The sequence below is a fragment of the Polaromonas sp. P1_F6 genome, from assembly GCF_056405695.1.
The window spans coordinates 1-26,130 of the sequence record NZ_JBFUBQ010000007.1; the positions used below are offsets into that span (position 1 = coordinate 1).

The following is a 26,130-nucleotide window of genomic DNA, read 5'->3' on the forward strand; positions in this document are numbered from 1 at the left end:
ATAGCGCTGTTTTTGCAAGATGCGTTGCGAGTCAAAAAGGCCATGAGCAAGGCGCAAAACGCAGGCGGGGTGAACCCCGTCAAGGCTTTGCAACGCCGCGCAGGGCCTTTTTGATCGCAACCCGTAGGGAACGGGGTAAAAAAGGCGCCACTCAGCGTTGCGCTCCTAGCTCAGACGCCCGGTCTGAGCGTCGTCGCGCGCCTTGATTGGCGCCTTTTTTACCCCGTTCGCATTTGCAAAAACAGCGCTATTAGACCCTAAGAGTATGGAGGCGCCTACAGGTTTTTACAGAGGGAGGCACCTCTAACTTGAGCGCTTCGCCGTGGTTTTCGTCGCGTTTGTGACAGCGGCTTTGCGGGTTTTTACCGGGGTACCCTTCACTGCAGCTTTGACGGTGGCCTTTTTGGTAGCGACTTTGGCCGTCTTTTTCGGCGCGGGCGCCGTGGCGGCGGGGGCGACAGGCGCCGTAGCGGACATCAGCGCCTGTGCCTGCAGGAAGGCGTCTTCAATGGCCTTGGCCAGGTCCTTCGCATGCGGCAGCGCCTTTTTGTCGGCAACGATGCCGAAATCCACATGGCCGGCATAGGTCTGTATGGTGATATTGAGCGCCAACCCGTGCATGACGATGGACAGCGGATGGAAGGTCAGGAACTTCGCGCCGGCCAGGTACAGCGGCACCGGCGGGCCCGGCACGTTGGAAATCGCCAGGTTGGCCACCATGGGCAGGCGGCTTGCCATGCCGCTTTTGCCGTAGGCGTTCAGGGCCATCTTGGCCGCACCGCCCACCAGCCACGGCGCCAGCAGCGAAGGGTAGTCGGTCGGCAGCAGGCCCTTCAGGCTTTGCATCGACGTTTTTACCTTGGCGGTCGATGCCATGATGGCGTTCATGCGCTTGAGCGGGTGCGCCAGCTGCGTGCCCAGCTCCACCAGGCTCATGCTGACCTGGTTGCCCAGGTTGCTGGCGTCGGTGGCGCCGGCTTCGCGCAGTGACACCGGCATGGCCGCCACCAGCGATTTTTTCGGCAGGCTGTGGTGCTGCGTGAGGTAGCTGCGCAGCGCTGTTGAGCAGATCCACAACACCACGTCATTGAATGAGCCGCCCACCGCCTTGCCCATGGCCTTGCACTCAGCCAGCGGCAGGGTGGCCGTCACAAAGACGCGGTCTGTGGTGATGCCGGTATTAAAAGGCGTTTGCGGCGCCAGCTTCATCGGCATCTTGGGCTTGATGCCGGTGGCCGAACTGGTGGTGGATTGTTTTGCCAGCGTGCTGCCAAAGGTGCTGGCCGCAGAAGGCAGCGCCTTGGCCAGTTTGGCCAGCTGACCCAGCGAACTCGAAAACACTGAACCGATCATCTTGCCCAGCTTCAGGTCGGCCTCGGTTTTGCGGCGGCGGGCAGGGTCGGGCGGCGGCACCTCGCGCGGTACCGGGCTGAAATCGAGCAGGGCATTGGCCAGCATCACGCCGCCTTTGCCATCCAGCGCCGCATGGTGAATCTTCGAGAAAAACCCCGCCACCACCTTGCCGCCCTGCGATGCGGGCAACTGGATGCGGTCAAAAATATAAAACTCCCAGAGCGGGAAATTGCGGTCGATGACCTCGCTGTGCAGTTGCGCGCACAGCTTGTGCACCTCGGCCAGCGTCATGGGCGTCGCCCGTTTTTTGGCGGAGTCCGCGCGGCGGATGTGAAAGTCGATATCCACCTCGTCGGCATCCACCCACAGCGGGTGGCCCAGGTCCAGCGGCATGAACACCAGCTTGCGGCTGAACACCGGCGCCAGGTGCATGCGTTTGGCGATGTGCGCTTTGACCGCCTTGTGAAAGCTGCCCTTGAAGCCCTCCGGCAATTCACACAGGTTGAGCGAGCCCACATGCATGGGCATTTCGGGGGTTTCAAGGTAAAGAAAGGTCGCGTCGAGTCCGGTGAGGGATTTCATTGTTGTTGTCTCCGTGAGGAAGACATTAACCGAGTGGACGGGGTTGCGGCACTAGGGTTTGCCGTAGCGGCAGCTGTCACGCCAGGCTCAGCGCGCGGCCGTGATTGCGTTCAAGCTTCGCAGTCGCCCAGCATGCCTTGCTCATCGTCGTTGAGTCCGGCCACCGGCGTCGCCTTGGCCAGCGCCATCCAGACGCCGAGCGGCAGCTGCTGGCGCGTGTGCCGCGGCGCGGCCCTGGCAACGGCCAGGCGCGCGTTCTCCAGCACCATCACACCGCATTCCAGCGGCACCTCGCTGGCATCGCCGATCGGCCGGCCCTTGGCGTCGCAACCGAGCACATACCAGCACTCGCCGCCCAGGTCGAGGTAGGCGGCGCGTTTTTCGGGGCGGCGCAGGTCGCCCAGCAGGTCGGAGCGGTGCACCTTGATCTCGTGCACGATCGGCTCGACATATTCCTGCACCGTGGTGTTGCGGATGGAAAACACGTCGGGCCGGGCGATGCACCAGCGGGCCTTGCCGCCTTCTTCTTCGGGCGGCAGCTGGGCACGCAAACCCAGGCCGCGCCAGGTGATGCGGCCGGCACGCACCATTTCGCAGGCCACCTGTTCGACCAGTGCCTCGTGCTTTGAAAGCGCCGAGCGGTTGCGCACGAGCACGGTGGCCAAGTAGGCCACGCCGGCATCGGTCACGCGCAGGGTTTCGTGGCCTGCAGGGCCGGCCACGCGCTGCAGCATGCCGGTGGCCAGCAGTTCGATCTCCAGCAGGTCCTGGCAGGGCCAGCCGGCGGAGCGGTAGACCTCACGCAGGCGCCGGGCATGCGGACGGCCCAGCAGGGGCGCAGGGTCGGCAGTCTGCGTTTCGGGGTTTTCGGGTGTAGCAGTCACGAGAGCATTCATGGGGAAATAGCGGTTTGAGCCGGCGGCAAGGTGGCCGCCGGCGCCTTGAAAACCGTTCGAAAACAGGCGTGAAAGACAGAGCTTAAATCAAGCTGTGGCTTAAGGGAAATGAACCGTTGGCGCAATACTGGCGGACGCAAGCAGCTATCAATACGATAGCGTTACGGCGTTTCCGCGTTCACCGCAGGCGGCGGTGGTTGCCCTGCGAAGCGGGCCGCCGGCCAAGCGGCCCAGGGGGTCAAAGCGGGAGGATCTCGAAGCGCGCGTTGTCCAGGTTGTCGCCCAGCGGCCGCATCGCCGCCAGAATCGCGTCGGTCTCGGCGTGTTGCCAGAGCGCGATGACCTGTTCTTCCGCCTCTGAGGCGTTCTCCAGCGGCAGGCCTTCGTGCAGCGTTTGCGTCAGCATGTAGGCCTGAAGCGAAGGCAGTACATATTCGGGGCCGCCCAAGGCGAATTCAAGTGCCATGCGAAAACGCAGTTCGGCCGCTGCGCGCTCGTCGGCGGTCAGGGTTGGGCATTCGACGAGGTTGACGGTGTACGTACGTTCGTTGGCGCGGTTTTTGTTGCTCATGGAAATTCCTTTGAACGGGCTTTATAGCAAATAACGCTTGCCCGTGTGATGACAGGTATGACGGGGTTGCAGGTATGGGTGGGAGCGCGGCCAGTGCATGTTTTGCACAGAATATTTATGGAAAAAGTCCATGAAACCCAATATGGGAAAGCGCAAGCAGCTATGAAAAACGTAGCACCCGCGGCTAACGCAAGCCAGTGCTCAAGCCGAAGTGCGTGGCGCAGCTTGCCTGAAAGGGCTGCGGCGTTCCAGGTCTTCCATGTAGTTGTCGATGCCGGCGCCTTCGCGCGCCAGGAAGCGCTCGACCGCATCGGCAAACGAAGGATGCGCCAGCCAGTGAGCGCTGGTGGTTTTGACGGGCAGCAGGGCGCGGGCCATTTTGTGCTCGCCCTGCGCGCCGCCTTCGAAACGCTGGTAGCCGTGCTCAATGCACCACTGCAGCGGCTGGTAGTAGCAGGCTTCAAAGTGCAGGCAGTCGACGCGGGCGAGGGCGCCCCAGTAACGGCCGTACGCAACCAGGGACTGGTTTTCGGCACTTTCGTCGCCGTGATCCCTTTCAGGACGGGCACTGACGGCGATCAGGCTTGTCGCGACGGGCCGCCGCTGGCCGTCGGCGTTGTGCTCCGCCACAAACAGCAGCCAGTTCTCCGGCATGGTGTCCTGCATGCGCTGGAAGAAGTCGCGGCTCAGGTAAGGCGCGTTGCCGTGCTCGTAATAAGTACGCTCGTAGCAGCGGTAGAAAAAATCCCAGTCGGCGTTGCTGATGCCCTTGCCCAGCGACCAGCGGAAAGTGATGCCCGCCTCGGCGACCTTGCGGCGCTCCTGGCGGATCTTTTTGCGTTTTTCCTGGCTGAGCGACATCAGGAAGTCGTCGAAGTTGCGGTAGCTGGAAGGTGGTCCAGTCCAGTGGAATTGGACTGTGTGGCGGAGCATTAAACCAGCTTCTTCACACGCCACCACGTCTTCATCGGTCGTGAACAGCAGGTGCAGGGATGAAAGGTCTTCTTCGGTGCACCAGGCCACCAGGGCCTTGATCAGCAAGCTGCGTTCTTCGGCCGTGCGGGCCAGCAGGCGGGCGCCGGGTACGGGTGTGAAGGGCACGGCGACCAGTGCCTTGGGATAGTACTCAAGCCCATGCTGCTGGTAGGCATTCGCCCAGGCGTGGTCGAACACGTATTCACCGTAGGAATGCTCCTTGAGGTAAAGCGCGCAGGCGCCTGCAAGCACCTTGCCCTGCCAGAGGGTGACAAAACGCGGTGTCCAGCCGGTTTCGGGCGTGGCGCTGCCGCTTTCGTGCAGCGCGGCCAGGTATTCATGGCGCATGAAGGGGTTTGCGGGCCCGCCCGGGCTTTGCGCCGCCAGCAGGGCGTTCCACTCGGCCGCATTCACCTCCAGCGGTGAATTCAGCACGCGAATGACATAATCGTTTGAGTTCTTTTTCACGTGTTTTCGGGGTTCTACTTCAACATGCCACTCAAAATCTGCGTTGCCCAATTGAACTATTGCGTCGGCGATATGCCGGGTAATGCGCAAAAGATCATCGACGCTGCCCGCACGGCCTATGAGGGCGGTGCCCGGCTGCTGCTGACGCCCGAGCTGGCCATTTGCGGCTATGCGGCAGAAGACCTGTTCTTGCGCCCATCGTTCATCCAGGCCTGTGATGATGCCGTGAATCTGGTGGCCCGCGAGCTGGCCGGGTTAAAAGGCCTGACAGTGGTGGTGGGCACGCCCACCCACGGCGACAACGGCAAGGGCCTGCGCACCAAAAGTGTGGAAGTGCAGCAGCGCCACAATGCGGCCAGGGTGCTGCGCGAGGGCCGCGTCGTCGACACCTATGCCAAGCGCGAACTGCCGAATTACCAGGTGTTTGACGAACGCCGCTATTTCACGCCGGGGCAGGGCACTTGCGTCTTCCAGGCCGGGGAAGGTGATGACGCCGTCAGCGTCGGGCTGCTGATTTGCGAAGACGCCTGGTTTGAAGAGCCGGCACGCCTGGCCAGGGAAGCGGGTGCCGAACTGCTGGCGGTCATCAATGCCTCGCCGTTTCACGTCGGCAAAGGCGGCGAACGTGAGCAGATGATGCAGGTCCGGGCCCAAGCCACCGGGTTGCCGCTGATTTATGCGCACCTGGTGGGGGGGCAGGACGAAATCGTTTTTGAAGGGGCGTCTTTTGCGCTGCAGGCCGATGGCGCCCTGGCCGGAAGGGCTGAAAGTTTCAAGGAAAATCTGTTTGTAATTCAGGCGGGACGAGCGCAAGCAGCTATTAAATTAATAGCAAGCACGGTGCCTGAACGCAGCCACGAGGCGGACTTGTGGGACGCGCTGGTGCTGGGCGTGCGCGACTACCTCGGTAAAAACGGTTTTCCCGGTGCCATCCTGGGGCTGTCGGGCGGCATTGATTCGGCCCTGGTCTTGGCGATCGCGGTGGATGCGCTGGGCGCCGACAAGGTGCGCGCGGTGATGATGCCTTCGCCCTATACGGCAGACATCTCCTGGATTGATGCGCGCGAAATGGCTGAGCGCGTGAAGGTGCGCTACGACGAGATTTCCATCGTGCCGGAGTTCGAAGCCTTCAAGGCGTCGCTGGCTGGTGAGTTCAAGGGTCTGAAGGAAGACACCACCGAGGAAAACATCCAGGCGCGTATCCGCGGCGTGTTTTTGATGGCGCTGTCGAACAAGTTCGGCTCCATCGTGCTGACCACCGGCAACAAAAGCGAAATGGCGACCGGTTATTGCACGCTCTACGGCGACATGGCCGGCGGCTTTGCGGTCATCAAGGACCTGCTGAAGACCACGGTGTTTCGCCTGGCGCGCTGGCGCAACGAAAACGACCCGTACGGCACGGGCAGCAACCCGATTCCCGAGCGCATCATCACGCGGCCGCCCAGCGCCGAGCTGCGGCCCGACCAGACCGACCAGGACAGCCTGCCGCCCTACGAGGTGCTGGACGCCATCCTGGAGCGCTACATGGAGAACGATCAGGGCGTGGACGCCATCGCCGCTGCCGGGTTTGACCGCGCGATGGTCGTGCGCGTGGCCCAACTGATCCGCATCAACGAGTACAAACGCCGCCAGGCGCCCGTGGGTATCAGGGTCACCCACAGGAGCTTTGGCAAGGATTGGCGCTATCCTATTACCAGCAAATTTCGGCAATAGGGCCCCCACGCTCCCCACTGCGTGTGGTTCGCTGCCCCCCGAGGGGGCCGCTGCGCCTGCGGCCCGGCAAAGCCGGTTCCGCGGCCCCTGCTGGGTTTGGGAGAGGATGCCCTATGCTGACGATATTTAGAACGAATGGAGATATTCAGTGAAACAAATTACCGCCGTCCTCAAGCCTTTCAAACTCGAAGAAGTCCGCGAGGCCTTGGCAGAATGCGGTGTTACCGGCCTGACCGTCACTGAAGTCAAGGGCTTTGGCCGCCAGAAGGGCCACACCGAGCTGTACCGTGGCGCCGAATATGTCGTCGATTTCCTGCCGAAGGTCAAGGTCGAAGTCGTGGTGAAAACCGAAGACGTGGAACGCTGCGTGGATGCCATCGTGCGTGCTGCGCGCACCGGCAAGATCGGTGACGGCAAGATTTTCATCACCAGCGTCGAGCGGGTGGTGCGCATCCGCACGGGCGAAGAAGACGAAGCGGCGGTCTAGATAGGCCCCCACGCTTAAATAGGCCCCCACGGTCGCTCACTGCGTGTAGCTTCCTGCCCCCCGAGGGGGCCGCTGCGCCTGCGGCCCGGCAAAGCCGGTTCCGCGGCCCCTGCTGGCCTGAAGAAAAGTCCCTGCGACCGGTGTCAGATTTGGTCGAGGCGGGTGTTGCCTGGCGTCATGCCGGCTGCCTGTACCAGCGTTTCAAGCAGTGATTCCGCGTCGCTGCTGGTGCGGATCAGGTCCATCAGCCAGTCATTCATGAAGCCGGTTTTCACCGAAGAGGCCAGGAACGCCAGCAGGGCGTCGTAGTAGCCGTTCATGTTGAGCAGGCCGACCGGTTTGTCGTGGTAGCCAAGCTGGCGCCAGGTCCATACCTCAAAAAACTCCTCCAGCGTACCGATGCCGCCAGGCAATGCCAGGAACGCATCGGCATGCTCGGCCATCAGGTATTTGCGCTCATGCATGTTTTCCACGATGTGCAGCTCGGTGCATCCGGTGTGGGCCCATTCTTTCTCTACCAGTGCCTTGGGGATGATTCCCACAACACGCCCGCCGGCCGCCAGCGCAGCGTCGGCCATGATGCCCATCAGGCCGTTGCGGCCGCCGCCGTAGACCAGTTGCCCGCCGCGCTTGCCTATCCAGGTGCCGACGAAGGCGGCAATGGCGGCGAATTCGGGCTGGTTGCCGGGACGGGATCCGCAATAAACGCAGATGGAAAAAGCAGGTTTGGAGGCGGGTTTGGAGATATCGGTCACTTTGTTGATGCTTGCATTCATGCGGCAAATCGCTGGAACAGCGCCAGGGCCCATGTACCGGCGCACAACAGCAGGCTGAGCAGGACGGCGGCGCTGCCCATGTCCTTCGCGCGCTTGGAAAGGTCATGCCATTCGGGGCCGATGCGGTCGATGGCGGTTTCAATGCCCGTGTTGAGAAGTTCCACGATCATGATGAGGATGACCGTGCCGGCCAGGAGCACCGTTTCGACCCAACTGCGGCCCAGCCAGAAAGCGGCGGGGATCAGCACAATCGATGCGATCGCTTCCTGGCGAAAAGCGGTTTCGTGCCAGCCTGCGCGCAGGCCGGCAACGGAATAGCCCGTGGCGTGCCAGACGCGGCTCAGGCCCTTGCGGTGTTTTTGGGGGTTGACGGGCTCATTGGAGCCCACTCGGGAGGTGGCGCCAGCAGGAGCGACATCAGCATCAGATGGCGGCGCTGGCACAGACATGGGAAACGGAACTTGTTCTGACATGGTGCCATTGTCGCGCAGCTTTATGGCACATTGATGTTAGGGCTGATGGGGCGCAGTACTGGCGATACCGGCCTTGTTTTTGGCCTTGCGCCCGGGTTTTTCGGGTGCGACCCAGGTGATGAGCCGCGTGCCTGCCCAGGCGTCGTGCCAAAACTGTTTTTGCGGATGAAAGCGCGCCAGGATGGCCCAGATGGCGACCCATCCCAGCGTCAGTACAGCGCCTTCCCGTCCTGGCAGCGCCATTGCCCAGCTCACGGCCAGGGGTGGCAGAAACCAGAGCCAGCTCAGCGCATAACGCAGCAGGGCGCGTTTCTGGGTGACGGGTTCACCGTTGACGTCGACTACGCGGATGTTCCAGGTTTTCATGGCCAGGGTCTGGCCTTTGGCCCAGAACCAGACGAAGTAAATACCGAAAATCACAAACACGAACGCCTGCAGGGCATGGCGATTGTCCAGGGCATTTCGGGTCTGGCTCAATGTGCTGAAAAGGTAACCGGCCAGAAAAACCACGCCGAACATCAGCATGCCTTCGTACATCCAGCAGGCCATGCGGCGGGGAATGGACGGAATGGGGAGGGTGTCTGTGACTGTCAAAGATGTCGCGATAAAGGTTGGCCACAGTGAACGGCAGCAGGCATGGGCCAAGCCCAGCCGCTGCGGGTAGCGTTTAGCGTTGGGGCGTAGCGCTTGTTGCGGCACCGCTTGCGGACGGCGCGGCGGGCGTAGCAGCTGAGGCAGGTTGCAAAGCCGTGATTTTAGGGCCAGGTTTGCTGGCTGCCTTGACCGGATGCGGTGTCACGGGCGCCAGCTTTTGCGGCGCCACTGGTTTCACCGCTGTTGCCGCTCCGGTAGGCTTTGGACTGGCCTTGGCGGCCAGCTTCTGCTTTTCTTCGGGGCTGAGGGCCTGGTAGGTCTCCCACTTGGCTTTTTTCTCTTCAGGCGTGAGCTGCTTGGAGAGTTCTTTGGTCTTGCCGAAGTTCAGCCGGGCTTGCGCACGCTGCTGGGGGCTCAAGGTGACCCATTCATTCATGCGGCTGTGCAGGTTAGCCTGCCCTTCCGGTGCGAGTGAGGGGTAATTTTTGGAGATTTCCAGCCATTTGCGCTTTTGCGCCTCGCTGACGGTATCCCAGCTTGAAGCCAGCGGTTTGAGCGCCTGCTGCTGCATGGGCGTGAGTTCGGCCCAGGTCGGTTTGGCCACGACGGGCTTGGCAGGAACGGCAGGCGGCTTCACAGCTGCGCTGGCTGGGGCTACGGGTTTAGGCGCCTGTGCAAGGCCCAGAATGGGCCAGGCCAGCAGGGTAGCCGTCACAAGCCCGAACGACAGCCATTGCAGCCTCAACCGCATTGAGCGGCCATCGACCGATGGGGCGCGTCGGGAGATTGCGCGCGGGATCATTGGGCCGTGGGGACTTGGCGTGTGGTTTTGAGGTACTGGACAAAACCCGGATCGGCAAAAGCAGCGGGCGGGAGTTCGTCCGTAAGCAACGCCACATCGACTTCTGCCAGTTCCTGGGCGCGGTTATCGTTCTGGATCGAATTGATGGCCAGCAGGCCGACAACCAGTGCAACAAGGGGAAGGACCGAACCAATCCGTGCCCACCAGCTCAGGCCGTCATCAGATCCCCATGACAGGGCGGCACTTGTGCCAACGCCGACGACGTTGGTGGCGGTTTGTGTTTTGGCGACTTTACGTTTTGAAACAGCTTGGGCGCGTGCGGCGCGCAGGCGCTCGGAAATGTCGTAAGGCAGGTCTGCAGCTCCTGCGGACAGGTAGGACGCGGTCTTCAGGGCAAAGCGGTCCTGCAGGATTTCGGCTCTTTTTTGTAGTGAGTTAGTCATAGTTTTATACCTTTGGCACTCAGGGCTTTGCTGAGGGCGTGAACTGCACGGGAACAATGTGTTTTGACACTGCCCTCCGAACAGCCCATGGCGGCTGCTGTTTCAGCGACATCCATTTCCTCCCAGTAACGCATCAGAAAGGCTTCCCGTTGACGGCCCGGCAATTCCTTTACCTGCAGTTCGATCTCATGCAATATTTGCGCCCGCTCAGTAGCATCCTGGGCGCTCTCTGTACCCTCTGAGTTGGTAAGGCTCTCTAAAGTTTCCAGAAGATCGAAATCTCCGTCTTCTCCCTGCGATTCAAAGTCGCTCATGTTGGAGAAAAGCGCGTTCCGGGTCTTGCGGCGGCGGAACCAGTCCAGCGTGGTGTTGGCCAGGATGCGCTGGAACAGCATGGGTAGCTCGGCCGCAGGCTTGTCGCCGTAGTGCTGGGCCAGCTTCATCATGCTGTCCTGAACGATGTCAAGGGCCGCTTCTTCATCCCGCACGTGGTAGATGCTGCGCTTGAAAGCCCGTTTTTCAACGCTTTTCAGGAAATCCGAGAGTTCTTGTTCAGTTGCCAACGGTGTGGGGTTCCGGTTCGTCCAGCGCTGCACAGGGTGGTGGTCTGCGGGTACTCGCAGGGCCGATGCCGATAAGGCATGTGTCCAAGGATACAGCTGGAAAATTATCGCATCCCGGCCGGTCCCGGCTGCGATTTTTCACCGCGTGCAGCCATTGCGCAACGCGAAATGTCATAATACGGCCTGCAATTCAAAAGGCAAACGGGTCATGACTCGGCGGTTTATGTTTCCGCTCATGGTTTTGGCCTCAAGTCTCGACGCTGCTTCACAAGAGTGGGCGAAGAGGCACCCAAGGTATTTCGTTAGAGAAATTCACAAAGGTTCATCATGGAAATCTCCAAAGCGGAAATCGCTTCCGCGGCAGCTGCGTCTGCACAAACAAATTCTCAAGAACTCCGCGGCGCGGAAATCCTCATGAAGTCCCTTCAGGCTGAAGGCGTCAAATACATGTGGGGTTATCCGGGCGGTGCAGTCCTGCATATCTACGACGCCGTCTACAAACAGGACTCGATCCAGCATATCCTGGTGCGTCATGAGCAGGCCGCTGTGCACGCAGCCGACGGCTATGCTCGCGCCACAGGCGAGGTGGGCGTGGCGCTGGTCACTTCCGGCCCGGGCGTGACCAACGCCGTGACCGGCATTGCCACCGCCTACATGGACAGCATCCCGATGGTCATCATCACGGGACAGGTTCCTACCCACGCCATCGGGCTGGATGCCTTCCAGGAATGCGACACCGTCGGTATCACCCGGCCCATCGTGAAGCACAACTTCCTGGTCAAGGATGCGCGGCACATGGCCGAAACCCTGAAAAAGGCGTTTCATATCGCCCGCAGCGGCCGGCCCGGCCCTGTGGTCGTTGATATCCCCAAGGACGTGTCCTTCAACAAGGTGCCTTACAACGGCTATCCGCAAACCGTTGAGATGCGCTCTTACAACCCGGTGCGCAAAGGCCATGGCGGGCAGATCCGCAAGGCCCTGCAATTGCTGCTGGCGGCCAAACGGCCCTATATCTACACCGGCGGCGGCGTGTTGCTCAGCAATGCCTCGCAAGAACTGCGCACGCTGGTCGACATGCTGGGCTACCCCTGCACCAACACCTTGATGGGCTTGGGCGCCTATCCGGCCAGCGACAAAAAATTCCTCGGCATGCTGGGTATGCACGGCACCATAGAAGCCAACAACGCGATGCAGCATTGCGACGTGTTGCTGGCGGTAGGTGCGCGTTTTGATGACCGCGTGATTGGCAACCCCAAGCATTTCGCGCAGAACGAACGCAAGATCATCCACATCGACATCGATCCTTCCAGCATTTCGAAGCGCGTGAAGGTCGACATTCCAATCGTGGGCGACGTGAAGGATGTACTGACCGAACTGATTGCCATGATCAAGGAATCCGGCCTCAAGCCTGACGCGAACGCGCTGGGCGGTTGGTGGGACACGATTGAAGGCTGGCGCAAACGCGACTGCATGAAGTACAGCATGGGCAAAGGCGACGTCATCAAGCCCCAGCATGTAGTCGAAACGCTCTGGAAGCTGACCAAAGACGCGGATACCTACATCACGTCGGACGTGGGGCAGCACCAGATGTGGGCCGCGCAGTACTACAAGTTCGACGAGCCGCGCCGCTGGATCAATTCAGGCGGCCTGGGCACCATGGGCGTCGGTATTCCCTATGCCATGGGCATCAAGCTGGCCAAGCCCGACTCGGAAGTGTTCTGCATCACGGGCGAAGGCTCGGTGCAGATGTGCATCCAGGAGCTTTCCACCTGCCTGCAGTACAACACCCCGATCAAGATTGTCTCGCTCAACAACCGTTACCTGGGCATGGTGCGCCAGTGGCAGGAAATTGACTATGAAGGCCGCTACAGCAGCAGCTACATGGACGCGCTGCCCAATTTCGTGAAGCTGGCCGAAGCCTATGGTCACGTCGGCATGCTGATCGAAAAACCGCAGGACGTGGAGCCGGCGCTTCGCGAAGCCCGCAAGCTCAAGGACCGCACGGTGTTCATGGACTTCCGCACGGACCCGACCGAAAACGTGTTCCCGATGGTACAGGCCGGCAAGGGCATTACCGAAATGCTGCTGGGGTCGGAAGACCTCTAGGCCCCACGCCAACCACACCCATTCATTCACCGTCACCTGACGAATCTATTGTCTGCCGAGCCTGCGCATTACCGTGCGCAGGGGAGGGCAGCGAAAAGAGGAATCTTCTTATGAAACACATCATTGCAGTTTTGCTGGAAAACGAGCCGGGCGCTCTTTCCCGCGTGGTCGGCCTGTTCTCGGCGCGCGGCTACAACATCGAAAGCCTGACCGTCGCCCCGACGGAGGACCCGAGCCTGTCGCGCATGACGATACAGACCACCGGTTCCGACGACGTCATCGAACAAATCACCAAGCACCTGAATCGCCTGATCGAAGTGGTCAAGGTTGTCGACCTGACCGAAGGCTCCTACACCGAGCGTGAACTCATGATGGTCAAGGTGCGCGCGGTCGGCAAGGAGCGCGAAGAGATGAAGCGCATGGCTGATATATTCCGCGGGCGAATCATCGACGTGACGGAGAAAAGCTACACCATCGAGCTGACTGGGGACCAGTCCAAGAACGATGCGTTTCTGGAAGCCATAGACCGCAGCGCGATCCTTGAGACGGTGCGAACCGGCTCCAGCGGCATCGGCCGTGGAGAGCGGATTTTGCGGGTTTGATTTAAGTCGTCCGTGCGCGCGTTTCGACAGGCTCAACGCGAACGGATTTTGAGTGGCGATATGCGTTTACCGTTCGCCCTGAGCCTGTCGAAGGGCATTTTCGCCAATACCTATTCTGGAGAGAAACATGAAAGTTTTTTACGACAAAGATTGTGATTTGAGCCTGATCAAGGGCAAAACAGTCGCCATCATCGGCTACGGTAGCCAGGGCCACGCGCACGCGCAAAACCTGAACGACAGCGGCGTGAAAGTGGTCGTCGGCCTGCGCAAGGGCGGCGCTTCTTGGCCCAAGGTCGAAAAGGCCGGCCTGAAGGTCGCTGAAGTCGCGGACGCGGTCAAGGCCGCTGACGTGGTCATGATCCTGCTGCCCGATGAACAGATCGGCGCGGTTTACAAGAACGACGTGGCTCCCCACATCAAGCAGGGTGCTTCCCTGGTGTTTGCCCACGGCTTCAACGTGCACTACGGCGCCGTGATTCCGCGCGCCGACCTTGACGTCTGGATGGTCGCCCCCAAGGCACCCGGCCACACGGTGCGCAATACCTACGCCCAGGGTGGCGGTGTGCCTCACCTGGTCGCAGTGCACCAGGACAAGTCCGGCAAGGCCCGCGACCTGGCCCTGAGCTATGCCATGGCCAATGGCGGCGGCAAAGCCGGCATCATTGAAACCAACTTCCGCGAAGAAACCGAAACCGACCTGTTCGGCGAACAGGCCGTTCTGTGCGGCGGCACCGTTGAGCTGATCAAGGCCGGCTTCGAAACACTGGTGGAAGCCGGCTACGCCCCCGAAATGGCCTACTTCGAATGCCTGCACGAGCTCAAGTTGATCGTTGACCTGATCTATGAAGGCGGCATCGCCAACATGAACTACTCGATCTCGAACAACGCAGAATATGGCGAATACGTGACAGGCCCGAACATCGTGACCTCGGCCACGAAAGACGCGATGCGCAAGTGCCTGAAAGACATCCAGACGGGTGAATATGCCAAGAGCTTCCTGCTGGAAAACCAGGCCGGCGCGCCAACCCTGCTGAGCCGCCGCCGCCTGAATTCCGAGCACCAGATCGAAATCGTGGGCGAAAAGCTGCGCGCCATGATGCCTTGGATCGCGAAAAACAAGCTGGTCGACCAGACCCGCAACTGATCCAAGCCCGTCAGGGCTTTGTCCTGCAAAAAGCCGCGCAAAGGTCCTGCGCGGCTTTTTTTCTGACCAGGGCAGACTGGATGGGATGAGGTGAAGGTTTCTGCCGGGGCCGATCTTGGTATCCTTGGCGGCTTGAGTCGACGGCTTATTCCTTCAAGGAGGCCCGGCTTCTGGATGGCATCTACAGATGCTATGAATTTGATAGCTGTTTGCGCGCACCAGTTGTGCCTCAGGAGTGTTTTTATGCATGATGGTGAAGATTCGGCGTTCCCTACCGAAGCGGTGGTGATACGCAAGCGACGCAAGGGCATTTACATATTGCCCAATTTATTCACGCTGGCCGCCCTGTTTGGCGGCTTTTACGCCATCGTCATGGCTATGAACGGGCGCTTCGACCAGGCCGCCATCGGTGTGTTTTGCGCCATGATTCTCGACAGCCTGGACGGCCGCGTCGCCCGGATGACCAACACGCAAAGCGCTTTCGGCGAGCAGATGGATTCGCTCTCGGACATGGTGTCTTTCGGCGCCGCACCGGCGTTGATCGCCTACGTCTGGGCCTTGACCAGCCTGGGGCGCTGGGGCTGGATAGGCGCCTTTGTTTACTGCGCCTGCGCGGCGTTGCGTCTGGCTCGCTTCAATGTGAACACGGCCGTGGTTGACAAACGTTTCTTCCAGGGTCTGCCGTCGCCCGCCGCGGCGGCATTGGTGGCCGGCTTTATCTGGCTGATGACCGATGCGGGAGTCAGTGGACTGGAAGTGCGCTGGGTGACCTTCGGCCTCACGCTCTATGCGGGCCTCACTATGGTCACGAATGTGCCGTTCTACAGCTTCAAGGACGTGCAAATGAAGCGCAGCGTGCCTTTCGCGGCCATTGTGTTGATTGCGCTTGGGATCGCCGTTATCAATATCCATCCACCGACCGTGATGTTCGGCCTGTTTGTGCTGTACGGTTTTTCGGGCTACGTGCTGTACGGCTGGCGTAAGGCCAAGGGCCAGCAGACCAGCGTGATCTCGACGTCCACCGACGAACCCGACGAGCGCGGCCTTCACAAATAATTGTGGTACATTGACCGTATGAAACAAATTTCGCTAGCACTACTGCTATCTGCCAACGGGCGGAGACGGTAGCGCACGCGTACACCTGATTCAACGGCCCGTTTGCACCAGCAACGGGCCGTTTTTCTTTGGGTTGCTGGTTTTTTGTAATCTTTGGGGTTGACGAGATGACCATGTTGAAAACACCTTCCAGCAAATACCAATCCTTCGCGCCAGTTCGACTGGCCGACCGCACTTGGCCCGACGCCGTGCTGACGCAAGCGCCCATCTGGTGCAGCGTGGACCTGCGGGATGGCAACCAGGCGTTGATCGAGCCAATGGATATTTCCCGCAAGCTCAGGATGTTCCACACCCTGGTGAAAATCGGCTTCAAGGAAATCGAGGTGGGCTTTCCATCCGCGTCCCAGATTGAATTCGACTTTCTCCGCCAGCTCATCGACGGGAATTTGATTCCCGATGATGTCACCATCCAGGTGCTGACCCAGGCGCGCGAGCCGTTGATCCGCCGCACTTTCGAGTCGCTCAAGGGCGCCAAAAAAGCCATCGTCCACCTCTACAACGCCACCGCGCCGGTCATGCGCCGCGTGGTGCTGGGCATGAATGAGGACGAGATTGTCCAGCTCGCGACCGACAATGCGCGGCTCTTCCAGCAACTGGCTGCGGCGCAGCCTGAAACGCAATGGACGTTCCAGTACTCACCCGAGATGTGGTCGGGCACCGAGCTGGCGTTTTCCAAGCGCGTTGTCGATGCCGTGACCGAGGTCTGGCAGCCGACGCCCGAGCGCAAATGCATCATCAACCTGCCGTCCACGGTGGAGCATTCCACGCCGAATATTTTTGCCGACATGATGGAGTGGATGCACCGCAACCTGGCTCGGCGCGACGCCATCGTGATCTCGGTTCATCCCCACAACGATCGCGGCACAGGCACCGCGGCCGGCGAGCTGGCCTTGATGGCGGGCGCCGACCGGATTGAAGGCTGTCTCTTCGGCAACGGCGAGCGCACCGGCAATGTGGACCTGGTGAATATCGCGCTCAATCTCTACACGCAAGGCGTGTCGCCCGGACTGGATTTCTCTGAAATCGACGAGATACGCCGCACAGTGGAGCACTGCAACCAGTTGCCCGTGCATCCCCGCCATCCTTATGCAGGCGATCTGGTCTACACCTCTTTCTCGGGCTCCCACCAGGACGCCATCAAGAAAGCCTTTGCCGCACGCAAAGAAGGCGATATATGGGACATGCCCTACCTGCCCATCGATCCCAAGGACCTGGGCCGCAGCTACGAGGCCGTGATCCGCGTCAACAGTCAGTCAGGCAAGGGCGGCATCGCCTACCTGCTGGAAAGCGAGTTCGGCCTCGAGCTCCCGCGCCGATTGCAGATCGAGTTCAGCCAGGTGGTGCAATCGGTGATGGATGCGACCGGCAAGGAGTTGACCGGCAAAGACATCTTTGCGCTGTTTGAGAAGGAATACGGCGTACAGACCGTAGCCGCACCGCAGCGTCTGGTGATTGAGGAAACCGGAAAAGCCGGCGGCGAGTCCTTCCACATCAAGGCCGAGGTTCAGCTTGGCGGCAGACGTCACGCCGTTGAGGGCACAGGCACCGGGCCCATTGATGCCTTCGTGGCCGGCCTGGCTGCGGCGACAGGCCACACGGTTCGCGTGCTGGACTACCACGAGCACGCCATCGGGGCGGGGGCGAGCGCGCAGGCCGTGGCCTACCTTGAGTTGCGCATCAACGACCAGACGCTTTTCGGCGTCGGCATGGATGGCAACATTGTCTCGGCATCGCTCAAGGCCATTGTTTCCGGCCTGCAGCGCAGCAAGGCCGGCCAGACCGTCGGCGAGGCTACCATTAGCGGTTAACCCGGTTCAAGACCTTTCAAAAAAAAGAGCGCCCAACGCATCAGGAATCCCACCATGACCGACAAACTCATTATTTTTGACACTACCTTGCGCGACGGCGAGCAATCGCCCGGCGCCTCCATGACCAAGGACGAAAAGCTGCGGATTGCCCGCCAGCTGGAGCGCCTGAAGGTCGATGTGATAGAGGCCGGGTTTGCCGCCAGTTCCAATGGTGATTTCGAATGCGTGAAGGCTATTGCGGAGGTGGTGAGGGACTCCACCATCTGCTCGCTGGCACGCGCCAACGACAGGGATATTTCACGCGCCGCCGAGGCCCTGAAGCCCGCGGCCTCGGGACGTTTGCACCTGTTTCTGGCGACCAGCGCCCTGCACATGGAGAAAAAGCTGCGCATGACACCCGATCAGGTATTCGAGCAGGCCAAGCTCTCCGTGCGCTTTGCCAAAAACCTGATGGGTGATATCGAGTTCAGTCCTGAGGACGGTTATCGTTCAGATCCGGACTTCCTGTGCCGTGTGCTGGAAGCCGTGATCAAGGAAGGCGCGACCACTATCAACGTGCCGGACACCGTGGGCTACGCCATCCCCGAGCTCTACGGCAATTTCATCAAAAATTTGCGCGAACGCATACCCAACAGCGACAAGGCTGTCTGGTCCGTGCACTGTCATAACGACCTGGGCATGGCCGTGGCCAACTCTCTGGCCGGTGTGAAGATTGGCGGCGCGCGGCAGGTGGAATGCACCATCAACGGACTCGGTGAGCGTGCCGGAAATTGCTCGCTCGAAGAAGTGGTCATGGCTGTGAAGACCCGCAAAGATTACTTTGGCCTCGAACTCGGTATAGACACGCAGCACATCCTGGCCGCCAGCCGCATGGTGAGCCAAACCACGGGCTTCGTGGTGCAACCGAACAAGGCCGTGGTCGGCGCCAATGCGTTTGCGCATGCCTCGGGCATCCACCAGGACGGCGTGCTCAAGGCGCGCGACACCTATGAAATCATGCGCGCCGAAGACGTGGGCTGGAGCGCCAACAAGATCGTGCTGGGCAAGCTGAGTGGACGCAATGCGTTCAAACAGCGCCTGCTGGAGTTGGGCGTGGCCATGGAAAGCGAAGCGGACATCAACAATGCCTTCGCAAAATTCAAGGAGCTCGCAGACCGCAAGAGCGAGATCTTTGACGAAGACATCCTGGCGCTGGCGAGCGATGAAAGCGCTTCCCACGACAACGAGCAGTACGGCTTTGTGTCCCTGTCGCAGCACAGCGAAACCGGCGAACGCCCCCAGGCCAGCGTCGTGTTCACTGTGGCCGGCAAGGAAGTCAAAGGCGAATCCGACGGCAACGGCCCTGTTGATGCCTCCCTCAAAGCCATCGAGTCACACGTCAAAAGCGGTGCGGAAATGGTGCTTTACTCCGTGAACGCCATCAGCGGGTCGACGGAAAGCCAGGGAGAAGTCACGGTGCGCTTGCAGAACAGCGGGCGGGTGGTGAATGGTGTGGGCGCCGACCCCGACATTGTGGTGGCATCGGCAAAAGCCTATTTGAGCGCGTTGAACAAGCTCCAAAGTAAAGCTGACCGCGTGGCGGCACAGGGATGATGTAACAATTCGGAAAATAAAATCCTTTGTATTCAATGACTTAGCGTTGAATCTGGGTGCAGATGGGGCTTCAGGCGTTAAAAACGTCACAAAGTGATTGTATTTTTAGGAAAGTCGCGCAAGTTTTTGATATTGCGTGACTTTTTCTATTTGTATACACTCCAGCCATCCCATTCATTGCAATCCACGCAGGCAAGACCATCATGTCTCATCAGATTTTCAATCGCGCATTAAAAATCGTTGGATTCATGGCCCTGATCGCCGCCTTTGCAGTGCCAGCCGCGAATGCGGCAACCGCCAAAAAAACCATTGTCAAAAAGCAGCACGCCTCGTCCAAGGCGTCGGCTTCCCAAAAAGTTATTTCCACACGCAAGAGCGTACGTTTTGTTGCAGGTACAAAACGCAGAAGCATCATCCGCGTGTCCATTCCGGCCAAACCATCCTTCGGTCAGATTGCCGGTTTGCACGGCTCGCAAGATCCCCTTGAACTGAAGTCCAGCGTTGCGCTGGTGATCGACCAGGACACACGTGAAGTGCTGTTCAGCAAGAACGATCATGCTGTGTTGCCGATCGCATCCCTCACCAAATTGATGACCGGCGTCATCGTCAGCGGCGCCAAGCTGCCCATGGATGAGCTCATCACGATCACGCAGGACGACGTGGACACCGAAAAGGGAAGCAGTTCACGCCTGAAGGTCGGCACCACGCTCACGCGTGGTGAACTGCTCCACCTGGCCCTGATGTCCAGCGAGAACCGCGCTGCGCACGCCTTGGGCCGTACCTATCCCGGTGGCATGGGCACGTTTGTCAGCCTGATGAACGCCAAGGCCAAAATGCTGGGCATGACGGACACCAGCTATGTAGAACCCACCGGCCTTTCCAGCCGCAATCAGTCCAGTGCGCAGGATCTGGCGACGCTGGTCAACGCTGCACATGGCGACCCGATGCTGCGCGAGCTCTCCACGTCGACGGGTTATCAAGTCGCTGTCGGCACCCGCACGCTGCAGTACAACAATACAAATCGCCTGGTGAAGAATCCCGACTGGGATATCGGCCTGCAAAAAACCGGCTACATCTCTGAGGCCGGCCAGTGCCTGGTCATGCAGACCAAAATCGCGGGCCGCAAACTGATCATGGTGTTTCTGGATTCCGCCGGCAAGCTGAGCCGCTTGGGTGATGCCGAACGTGTACGCCGCTGGGTGGAGTCGAATCCGGTGGCCGAACCCAAGGTGAATGTCAGCACTTCCATCAAGCAGGTGAACGGCTGAGCATTCCCGAGGTGCGCAGCCTGCTATTGTATTGATAGCTGCTTGCGCCCGACCTGATTGGGCTGCAGCCTATTTTTACTTGGGTTTGTAGCCCAGTGCGGCTGAAATCTCATTCGCAGTCGCCTGCAGCTTGGGCAGCCAGTGTTCGTCCAGCCGGTCGGCCGGGGCCGAAATCGACAAGCCCGCTACCAGCTGGTTCTGGTCATCGTAAATACCTGCAGCCATGCAGCGCACTCCCAACTCCAGTTCTTCGTTGTCGCGTGCGATGCCGTATTGGCGCGCTTTGGAAAGCTCGCGTTCCAGAATTGGCAGCTGCGTGATGCTGTTGCGTGTCTGCCCCGGCAGGCCGGTGCGCGTCGCGTAGGTCCGCAGGCGCTGCGGGTCGTCAAACGCGAGGAACAGTTTGCCCACAGACGTCAAATGCAGCGGCGCACGACCCCCGATGGCCCGTACCACCTGCATGCCGGAGCGTTCACTGTAGGCTCGCTCCACGTACACGATTTCATCGCCCTGGCGCATGCTCAGGTTGACCGGTTGCTGTGTGAGCTTGTGCAACTCGCGCATGGGCAGCAGCGCAGCGTCGCGGACGTCCAGACGGGCCTTGACGAGGTTGCCCAGCTCCAGCAGTCGCATGCCCAGCCGGTAGCTGCCCGCTGCGGGGCGATCCACAAAACGGCCCGTGGCCAGATCGTTCAGGATGCGATGTGCGGTAGAGGGGTGGAGCCCCGACTTCTCGCTGATTTCCTTGAGCGAAAGCGCTTCCTCGCGGTTCGCCAGGATTTCGAGCAGCGTGAACATCCTTTCAATGACCTGAACGGTCGGCGTGGCGGGAAGGGCTGAGTCGGACTTTTTCATTTGCAGGCTTTCTGCTGCAAATTTTACCCTGTGAAATCCCGATGCGCTGGATGGGGTGCCTGGTTGGCCTATACCTATGCCTGGTCGGATGACCTGCCTGTATTTTCCACCGCAGGCTCTGCGGAAAGCACCCACTGCCCGTCGATCAGCACTTCGTTGGGCCTGAATCCGGCCTTGTAATTCATTTTTGGGCTTTCCGCGATCCAGTAGCCCAGGTACACATAGGGTAAATCGAGGCGCCGGGCCTGCTCGATCTGCCACAGCACGCTGTAGTTGCCGTAGCTTGCGCGGCCATCCGGCTCATAAAACGTATAGACCGCGGAAATGCCGTCTTCCAGCACATCAAGGATGGACACCATCTTCAGGGCGCCCGGTTCGCCGTCAGGCAGGCTTTCACGAAACTCAACCAGGCGCGAATTCACTCGGCTTTGCAGGAGAAACTGTGTGTACTGGTCAATGCTGTCATGGTCCATGCCGCCGCCTGCGTGACGGCCGTTCTGGTAACGCAGGTAGAGCTGGTAGTGCTCCGGCATGAAGCAGAGCTTGAGGATGCGGGCCTGCAGCGTCTGGTGCCGCTTCCAGGCGCGGCGCTGGCTGCTGTTCGGGCTGAAGCTGCCAACAGGCACCCGTAGCGGGACGCAGGCCTGGCACCCATCACAGTAGGGGCGGTAGGTGAACATGCCGCTGCGCCGGAAGCCGTTGGTCACCAGGTCCGAATAAGCGTCGTTGTGGATGAGGTGGCTGGGTGTGGCAACCTGCGAGCGGGCCTGCTTGCCCGGCAGATAGCTGCACGGGTAGGGCGCCGTTGCGTAGAACTGCAAGGTTTGCAGTGGCAGGTCTTTGAGATGTGTCACGGTAGGTCCAGGGTTCCCTTCGTTCCCGTCGTCAGTATCTGATTCCAGTATACGGGCTCAAAGCGCCAGCCGGGTCCCGTTTTACCCACGCTTTGCCCGAGGTGGGCAACAAATTCCGCCCGGCTGATTTCCCCCGCGCCCAGGGACGCCAGGTGATGGGTATTTTGCTGGCAATCAATCATGGTGATGTGATGTTCACGGCAAAAAGCCACCAGTGCCGCCAGCGCGATTTTGGATGCATCGGTCTGGTGCGCAAACATCGATTCGCCAAACACCATGCGGCCCAGATTCACACAATACAGGCCACCCGCCAGCTCGCCGTCGATCCAGGTCTCCACGCTGTGCGCATGGCCTGCCTCATGAAGAGCGGTATAGGCCTGCACCATGTCAGGAACAATCCAGGTACCGGGTTGGCCGGAACGCGGCTTGCTGGCGCAGGCGTCGATGACGCGCTCAAAGGCGCTGTCGAACCTGATTTCGCAGCGAGGCTGTTCCTGAAAACGAACTACCGTTTTGCGCAGCGACCGGTGCAGCTTGAAGTGGCGAGTCTGCAGCACCATGCGAGGGTCAGGGCTCCACCAGAGCACGGGCTGGCCGAGGCTGTACCAGGGGAAAATGCCCTGCGAATACGCATGGACCAGGGTCGGCACATCCAGCGCTGCACCAGCCGCCAGCAAACCGGGTGCCGGGTCATGAGGTCCCCACGCGGTATCCAGCGAGGGAAAGTTTTCGCCGGCGGCAAGCCAGGGCACGGGGCGCGGGAGTTTACCCATGGTTTAAAAATGGACAGTCATAAAGCCATTAAAACAGTGGGCCGTGAAGGACATGCGCAAATGGTAGCCGAGCAGGCTACCGCGACATGGCCAACGCGTTGCCGAGATCAGTGATTCATAGAGATGCTATTGATTTGATAGCTGCTTGCGCATATCAAACAAGGGTCAGGGGCCAATAGGGCTTTGTGCTTTTTGCCCGTGCGGGGCCGGCCGCTCGCCATTCAGCAGAAACGGCATTGGCAGAATGCCGCGAGCTCAAAAAGCCAGAAAATTGACGCTATAATCTAAGGCTGTATTCCTCAATAGCTCAGTTGGTAGAGCGCCGGACTGTTAATCCGTAGGTCCCTGGTTCGAGCCCAGGTTGAGGAGCCAATAAATTCAAGGGCCTGCACGCAAGTGCGGGCCTTTTGTCTTTTCAGGCGTTGCGAATGTAATTTCCAGCCTCGTGTTCTGCCGCGGAGTGATCAATCGCCGGGTAGGTACCTAGTACCATCGTGATCATGAAAATCTTCGGACACGCAAGCCAACGAGCAGGACCGGATCAACTATATCCGCCTGTCCAGTTCAAAGTTGATCACTTCCGGACCATGGACAACATGCAAAGCTCCAACATCAAGCAGCGGATATTCGGCGCCTTCCTGGTGCCTTTGCTATTTGTGTCAGCCAGTCATGCGCAAGTCTATAAGTGGGTAGATGCGAAGGGGCAAACGCATTATTCTTCGCGAAAGGATGATGCCGGCGCGGCCAGGGCAGATGAAGTGAAGCTGCCGCCTCAGCCAGCACCCTCTCCAATAGCCAAACCTTCAGCCGAATACTTGCGTGGGCAAAACAAGCAAACGCCACCACGCCTGGTGCCGGAGAAGGAGGCTGACAGCCCGCCCACGCCAAAACCGCCCAAATCGCTCTCCGGGGGAAAAGAAGATGGCACCGATGCGTCACGCTGTGCGCTGGCTCGGGACGTCCTTAGCGGCGCTGTAAGGCACCGCAATGGGCAACCCACGGACAAATATGATCGTGACGTTGCCCAAAATGATGTCCGGGCATTTTGCCGCTAGTGGCACCGCTGCTTAAATTTGCGCGTGTTCCTGAAGGCCACGGAAAACGAATGACCGCATCCATGACTGAAACCGTTTTCGACCACGAATACCCCCGCGTGCTGAGCATTGCAGGTTCCGACAGCGGCGGCGGGGCCGGCATCCAGGCTGACCTCAAGACCTTTGCCGCGCTGGGTTGCTACGGCATGACGGCCATCACCGCGCTGACGGCCCAGAACACGCGCGGCGTTCGCGCCATCCATGGCGTGCCGCCGCAGATGCTGCGCGACCAGATCGACGCTGTCATCGAAGACATAGGTACGGATGCGGTGAAGATCGGCATGCTGCACGCGCCCGACATCGTACAGACCGTGGCCGAGGCGATCGATCGGCATGCGTTGCAGAATGTGGTGCTGGACCCTGTCATGGTCGCCACCAGCGGCGCGGTGCTGATCGACAACCCGGCCATTGCGGTACTGGTGCGGGAGCTGTTTCCGCGTGCCATGGTGGTCACCCCAAATCTCGACGAAGCTTCGCTGTTGGTGGGCCGCCCGCTGGGCGATGAGCAGGCCATGCAGGCCGCCGCACAGGAGTTGCTGACGCAGGGCGCCCGCGCCGTGCTGCTCAAGGGCGGGCATTTGCCCGGCGATGTGGTCAGCGATTTACTGGCCACGCAAAGTGGCGAACTGCACTGGATGCGCGGGCCTCGCATTCCCAGCCCCAATACCCACGGCACCGGTTGCACGCTGTCGTCTGCGATTGCCGCGCACCTGGCGTTGGGGCACCCACTGCTGCAGGCCGTGCAGCTCGCACGTGCCTATGTGCGCGCGGCGCTGGAGGCCGGTGCGCGGGTGCGTACAGGTGCCGGTGGCGGACCGCTGAACCACGGCCACGCGCCCATCGCGATGCGGCTTAAGCTGCTGCGCTAGGGCTTGGATTTCCGGCGCGAGTGAGGCGTGCCAGCACAAAGGTCAGCACCAGTGTTGGCAAAGCCGCTCCCCAATCCGGCGCGAACTTGGCGCACAGGTGATAGCAGGCAATGCCCAGCACCCAGATCGCGACGGCGCTGGGGTTCACCTTGCGTTCGGCTACCAGCGAAGCGATATCGGCCGTGCCGGCCAGCCGTGCCAGGATCACGCCATACAAAGGTACAAACACCGAACTGAGCATCAGCAAAAAAGGCTCCAGGCTGTGCATGGGCAGCACCAGTGCCAGCGCGGTGCACAGCAGTGCCAGCCCCACGCCCCAGCGCCGCACGCTCCAGGCAGGTTTCAGGCTGTGGCCGGCTACCGAGCCCGAATAGAGATCGCCATACGCGTTGTCGACCTCGTCGATCAGGATCAGCCCCAGCGCGATCAGGCCGCCTTGCGCCAGCAGCAATGCGGCGACCAGGTCGGTGCTGGGTGCGGTGATGGCGACCAGCACGCCCAGCGCATAGCACCAGATATTGGCGACGGCGTAGCCCATCCAGGTGCCGCGCAGCGCGGCTTTGCCATCGCGTCCATGGCGCGCGAAATCGGCCACGAGGGGTAACCACGACACCGGCATTGCGATCACCAGGTCGAGTGCGGACAGCGTGCTCATGCCGTCTTCGCCTGGCCGCATCCACAGCGCGCTCAGGCCCTGGGCATTGGCCTTGGCCAGGAATTGCCAGCTCAGCCACAGCAACGAGGCGATGACCAGTGGCAAGCCGTAGCGGCCTATGAATTTGCGCACCAGCTTGACCATGGAGCCCGACAGCAGCGCCAGCAGCACCGCGCCCCACAGCAAAGTGGCCAGAAGCGGCCAGAAGGCACCTGCAAAGTTGCCGGACTGGCGCGCAATAGCCACTGTTCCGTCGCGCATCACCACAAGCTCAAACGTGGTCCAGCCGATGAGCTGCACAATGTTGAGCAGCACCGGCAGGCGCGCAAAGCTGCTGCCGTAGGTGGCATGCATCAGCCCGGCGCTGGAAAGCCCACTGTCGCAGCCGATCCTGGCCGTCCAGGCCAGCAAGCCGGCGCCAAGTACCGAGCCGCAGACGATTACCGTCAAGGCTGTCTGGGTGCCAACGGCCGGTACCAGGTAGGCGCCGATCTGCATGACCAGCAGGCCCACCCCGAGGCTGAGCCACAGTGCGGCATGGTCGCTCCAGCCGAACAGGCGGTCGCTGGAGGGCAACGGCGCAAGCGCGGTGTTGCCGGCGGCAGCAGAAGTAGAAGTCGTGGTCATCAGCAGTTCCGATCATCGATGCCAGGTCGGCCTGCTTGAAGCCCGCAAGAACAGCGGGCATCCGGAACAT

The 26,130-nt window shown here is 60.5% G+C and carries 25 protein-coding genes and 1 tRNA gene; 12 read left to right on the forward strand and 14 right to left on the reverse strand.

All coding sequences use genetic code 11. The features are described from left to right. Window positions 1-303: 303 nt before the first annotated feature. From AC1DY9_RS18255 to AC1DY9_RS18270, 4 genes are all read right to left on the reverse strand, one after another. Window positions 304-1,935 carry a wax ester/triacylglycerol synthase family O-acyltransferase gene (locus AC1DY9_RS18255; protein ID WP_477667256.1) on the reverse strand — a complete coding sequence of 544 codons (1,632 nt, stop codon included), beginning with the start codon at window positions 1,933-1,935 and terminating at the stop codon, window positions 304-306. Between the two features lie 110 nt (window positions 1,936-2,045). After that, the gene (locus AC1DY9_RS18260; RefSeq protein WP_477667257.1) at window positions 2,046-2,831 is read right to left on the reverse strand and encodes a hypothetical protein; all 786 of its coding nucleotides are present in this window, start codon (window positions 2,829-2,831) and stop codon (window positions 2,046-2,048) included. A 238-nt stretch (window positions 2,832-3,069) separates the two neighbouring features. Continuing rightward, window positions 3,070-3,402, reverse strand: coding sequence for a hypothetical protein (locus tag AC1DY9_RS18265; RefSeq protein ID WP_457278614.1), 333 nt, complete (start codon window positions 3,400-3,402; stop codon window positions 3,070-3,072). A 201-nt stretch (window positions 3,403-3,603) separates the two neighbouring features. Further along, window positions 3,604-4,845 (reverse strand): GNAT family N-acetyltransferase, encoded by a 1,242-nt coding sequence (locus AC1DY9_RS18270; protein ID WP_477667258.1) that lies wholly within the window; start codon window positions 4,843-4,845, stop codon window positions 3,604-3,606. A 24-nt stretch (window positions 4,846-4,869) separates the two neighbouring features. Here AC1DY9_RS18270 and AC1DY9_RS18275 point away from each other — a divergent pair, with 24 nt between their 5' ends. Together AC1DY9_RS18275 and AC1DY9_RS18280 are read left to right on the forward strand one after the other, a co-directional pair. Beyond that, entirely contained in the window at window positions 4,870-6,558 is a 1,689-nt protein-coding gene (locus AC1DY9_RS18275) for an NAD+ synthase (RefSeq protein WP_477667259.1), read from the forward strand. Between the two features lie 148 nt (window positions 6,559-6,706). After that, window positions 6,707-7,045 (forward strand): P-II family nitrogen regulator, encoded by a 339-nt coding sequence (locus AC1DY9_RS18280; RefSeq protein ID WP_007869659.1) that lies wholly within the window; start codon window positions 6,707-6,709, stop codon window positions 7,043-7,045. A 143-nt stretch (window positions 7,046-7,188) separates the two neighbouring features. Here the strand turns inward: AC1DY9_RS18280 and AC1DY9_RS18285 are convergent, their stop codons facing one another. The 6 genes from AC1DY9_RS18285 to AC1DY9_RS18310 all read right to left on the reverse strand — a co-directional run bounded on the left by AC1DY9_RS18285 (window position 7,189) and on the right by AC1DY9_RS18310 (window position 10,696). Next, entirely contained in the window at window positions 7,189-7,821 is a 633-nt protein-coding gene (locus AC1DY9_RS18285; RefSeq protein WP_477667260.1) for an LOG family protein, read from the reverse strand. Continuing rightward, complete coding sequence (locus AC1DY9_RS18290) at window positions 7,818-8,294, reverse strand: diacylglycerol kinase (RefSeq protein ID WP_457278610.1); 477 nt, start codon at window positions 8,292-8,294, stop codon at window positions 7,818-7,820. The genes AC1DY9_RS18285 and AC1DY9_RS18290 overlap by 4 nt, the downstream gene beginning before the upstream one ends. A gap of 36 nt (window positions 8,295-8,330) precedes the next feature. After that, on the reverse strand, window positions 8,331-8,888 hold the full coding sequence (locus AC1DY9_RS18295) for an RDD family protein (protein WP_457278609.1): 558 nt from the start codon (window positions 8,886-8,888) through the stop codon (window positions 8,331-8,333). A 73-nt stretch (window positions 8,889-8,961) separates the two neighbouring features. Next, window positions 8,962-9,639, reverse strand: coding sequence for a DUF3106 domain-containing protein (locus AC1DY9_RS18300; RefSeq protein ID WP_477667261.1), 678 nt, complete (start codon window positions 9,637-9,639; stop codon window positions 8,962-8,964). Window positions 9,640-9,686: 47 nt separating this feature from the next. Further along, a complete protein-coding gene (locus tag AC1DY9_RS18305) occupies window positions 9,687-10,133 on the reverse strand; it encodes a DUF3619 family protein (RefSeq protein WP_477667262.1) in 447 nt (148 codons plus the stop codon). Continuing rightward, window positions 10,130-10,696 (reverse strand): RNA polymerase sigma factor, encoded by a 567-nt coding sequence (locus AC1DY9_RS18310; protein ID WP_457279761.1) that lies wholly within the window; start codon window positions 10,694-10,696, stop codon window positions 10,130-10,132. Before AC1DY9_RS18310 ends, AC1DY9_RS18305 begins: the two co-directional genes overlap by 4 nt. 327 nt (window positions 10,697-11,023) lie before the next feature. Between AC1DY9_RS18310 and AC1DY9_RS18315 the strand changes: the two genes are divergently transcribed. The 7 genes from AC1DY9_RS18315 (at window position 11,024) to pbpG (ending at window position 20,333) form a co-directional block, all read left to right on the forward strand. Then, complete coding sequence (locus tag AC1DY9_RS18315) at window positions 11,024-12,802, forward strand: acetolactate synthase 3 catalytic subunit (protein ID WP_457278606.1); 1,779 nt, start codon at window positions 11,024-11,026, stop codon at window positions 12,800-12,802. Window positions 12,803-12,912: 110 nt separating this feature from the next. After that, complete coding sequence (gene ilvN / locus AC1DY9_RS18320) at window positions 12,913-13,404, forward strand: acetolactate synthase small subunit (RefSeq protein ID WP_011483239.1); 492 nt, start codon at window positions 12,913-12,915, stop codon at window positions 13,402-13,404. Window positions 13,405-13,531: 127 nt separating this feature from the next. After that, complete coding sequence (ilvC, locus tag AC1DY9_RS18325; protein WP_348050421.1) at window positions 13,532-14,548, forward strand: ketol-acid reductoisomerase; 1,017 nt, start codon at window positions 13,532-13,534, stop codon at window positions 14,546-14,548. A 243-nt stretch (window positions 14,549-14,791) separates the two neighbouring features. Then, a complete protein-coding gene (pssA, locus tag AC1DY9_RS18330) occupies window positions 14,792-15,604 on the forward strand; it encodes a CDP-diacylglycerol--serine O-phosphatidyltransferase (protein WP_457278605.1) in 813 nt (270 codons plus the stop codon). A 173-nt stretch (window positions 15,605-15,777) separates the two neighbouring features. Further along, window positions 15,778-17,472, forward strand: a complete 1,695-nt coding sequence (gene leuA, locus AC1DY9_RS18335; RefSeq protein ID WP_477667263.1) for a 2-isopropylmalate synthase — start codon at window positions 15,778-15,780, stop codon at window positions 17,470-17,472. Window positions 17,473-17,526: 54 nt separating this feature from the next. Beyond that, entirely contained in the window at window positions 17,527-19,065 is a 1,539-nt protein-coding gene (locus tag AC1DY9_RS18340; RefSeq protein WP_457278603.1) for a 2-isopropylmalate synthase, read from the forward strand. A 203-nt stretch (window positions 19,066-19,268) separates the two neighbouring features. Then, complete coding sequence (gene pbpG / locus AC1DY9_RS18345) at window positions 19,269-20,333, forward strand: D-alanyl-D-alanine endopeptidase (RefSeq protein WP_457278602.1); 1,065 nt, start codon at window positions 19,269-19,271, stop codon at window positions 20,331-20,333. Between the two features lie 75 nt (window positions 20,334-20,408). On the opposite strand, the gene AC1DY9_RS18350 is transcribed toward pbpG, so the two are convergent. The 3 genes from AC1DY9_RS18350 to aat all read right to left on the reverse strand — a co-directional run bounded on the left by AC1DY9_RS18350 (window position 20,409) and on the right by aat (window position 22,815). Then, the gene (locus AC1DY9_RS18350) at window positions 20,409-21,188 is read right to left on the reverse strand and encodes an IclR family transcriptional regulator (RefSeq protein WP_477667264.1); all 780 of its coding nucleotides are present in this window, start codon (window positions 21,186-21,188) and stop codon (window positions 20,409-20,411) included. A gap of 74 nt (window positions 21,189-21,262) precedes the next feature. After that, entirely contained in the window at window positions 21,263-22,042 is a 780-nt protein-coding gene (locus AC1DY9_RS18355) for an arginyltransferase (protein ID WP_457278600.1), read from the reverse strand. Next, on the reverse strand, window positions 22,039-22,815 hold the full coding sequence (aat, locus tag AC1DY9_RS18360) for a leucyl/phenylalanyl-tRNA--protein transferase (protein ID WP_457278599.1): 777 nt from the start codon (window positions 22,813-22,815) through the stop codon (window positions 22,039-22,041). The genes AC1DY9_RS18355 and aat overlap by 4 nt, the downstream gene beginning before the upstream one ends. A 296-nt stretch (window positions 22,816-23,111) precedes the next feature. On the opposite strand from aat, the gene AC1DY9_RS18365 reads away from it, so the two are divergent. The 3 genes from AC1DY9_RS18365 (at window position 23,112) to thiD (ending at window position 24,778) form a co-directional block, all read left to right on the forward strand. Further along, window positions 23,112-23,187 (forward strand) — tRNA-Asn (locus tag AC1DY9_RS18365). A gap of 128 nt (window positions 23,188-23,315) precedes the next feature. After that, entirely contained in the window at window positions 23,316-23,870 is a 555-nt protein-coding gene (locus AC1DY9_RS18370; protein WP_477667265.1) for a DUF4124 domain-containing protein, read from the forward strand. 62 nt (window positions 23,871-23,932) lie between these two features. Then, on the forward strand, window positions 23,933-24,778 hold the full coding sequence (gene thiD / locus AC1DY9_RS18375) for a bifunctional hydroxymethylpyrimidine kinase/phosphomethylpyrimidine kinase (protein ID WP_477667266.1): 846 nt from the start codon (window positions 23,933-23,935) through the stop codon (window positions 24,776-24,778). Here thiD and AC1DY9_RS18380 read toward each other — a convergent pair. Further along, window positions 24,762-26,060: a purine-cytosine permease family protein gene (locus AC1DY9_RS18380; protein WP_477667267.1), complete on the reverse strand. Its 1,299-nt coding sequence runs from the start codon at window positions 26,058-26,060 to the stop codon at window positions 24,762-24,764. The genes thiD and AC1DY9_RS18380 overlap by 17 nt on opposite strands. Window positions 26,061-26,130: the final 70 nt, after the last annotated feature.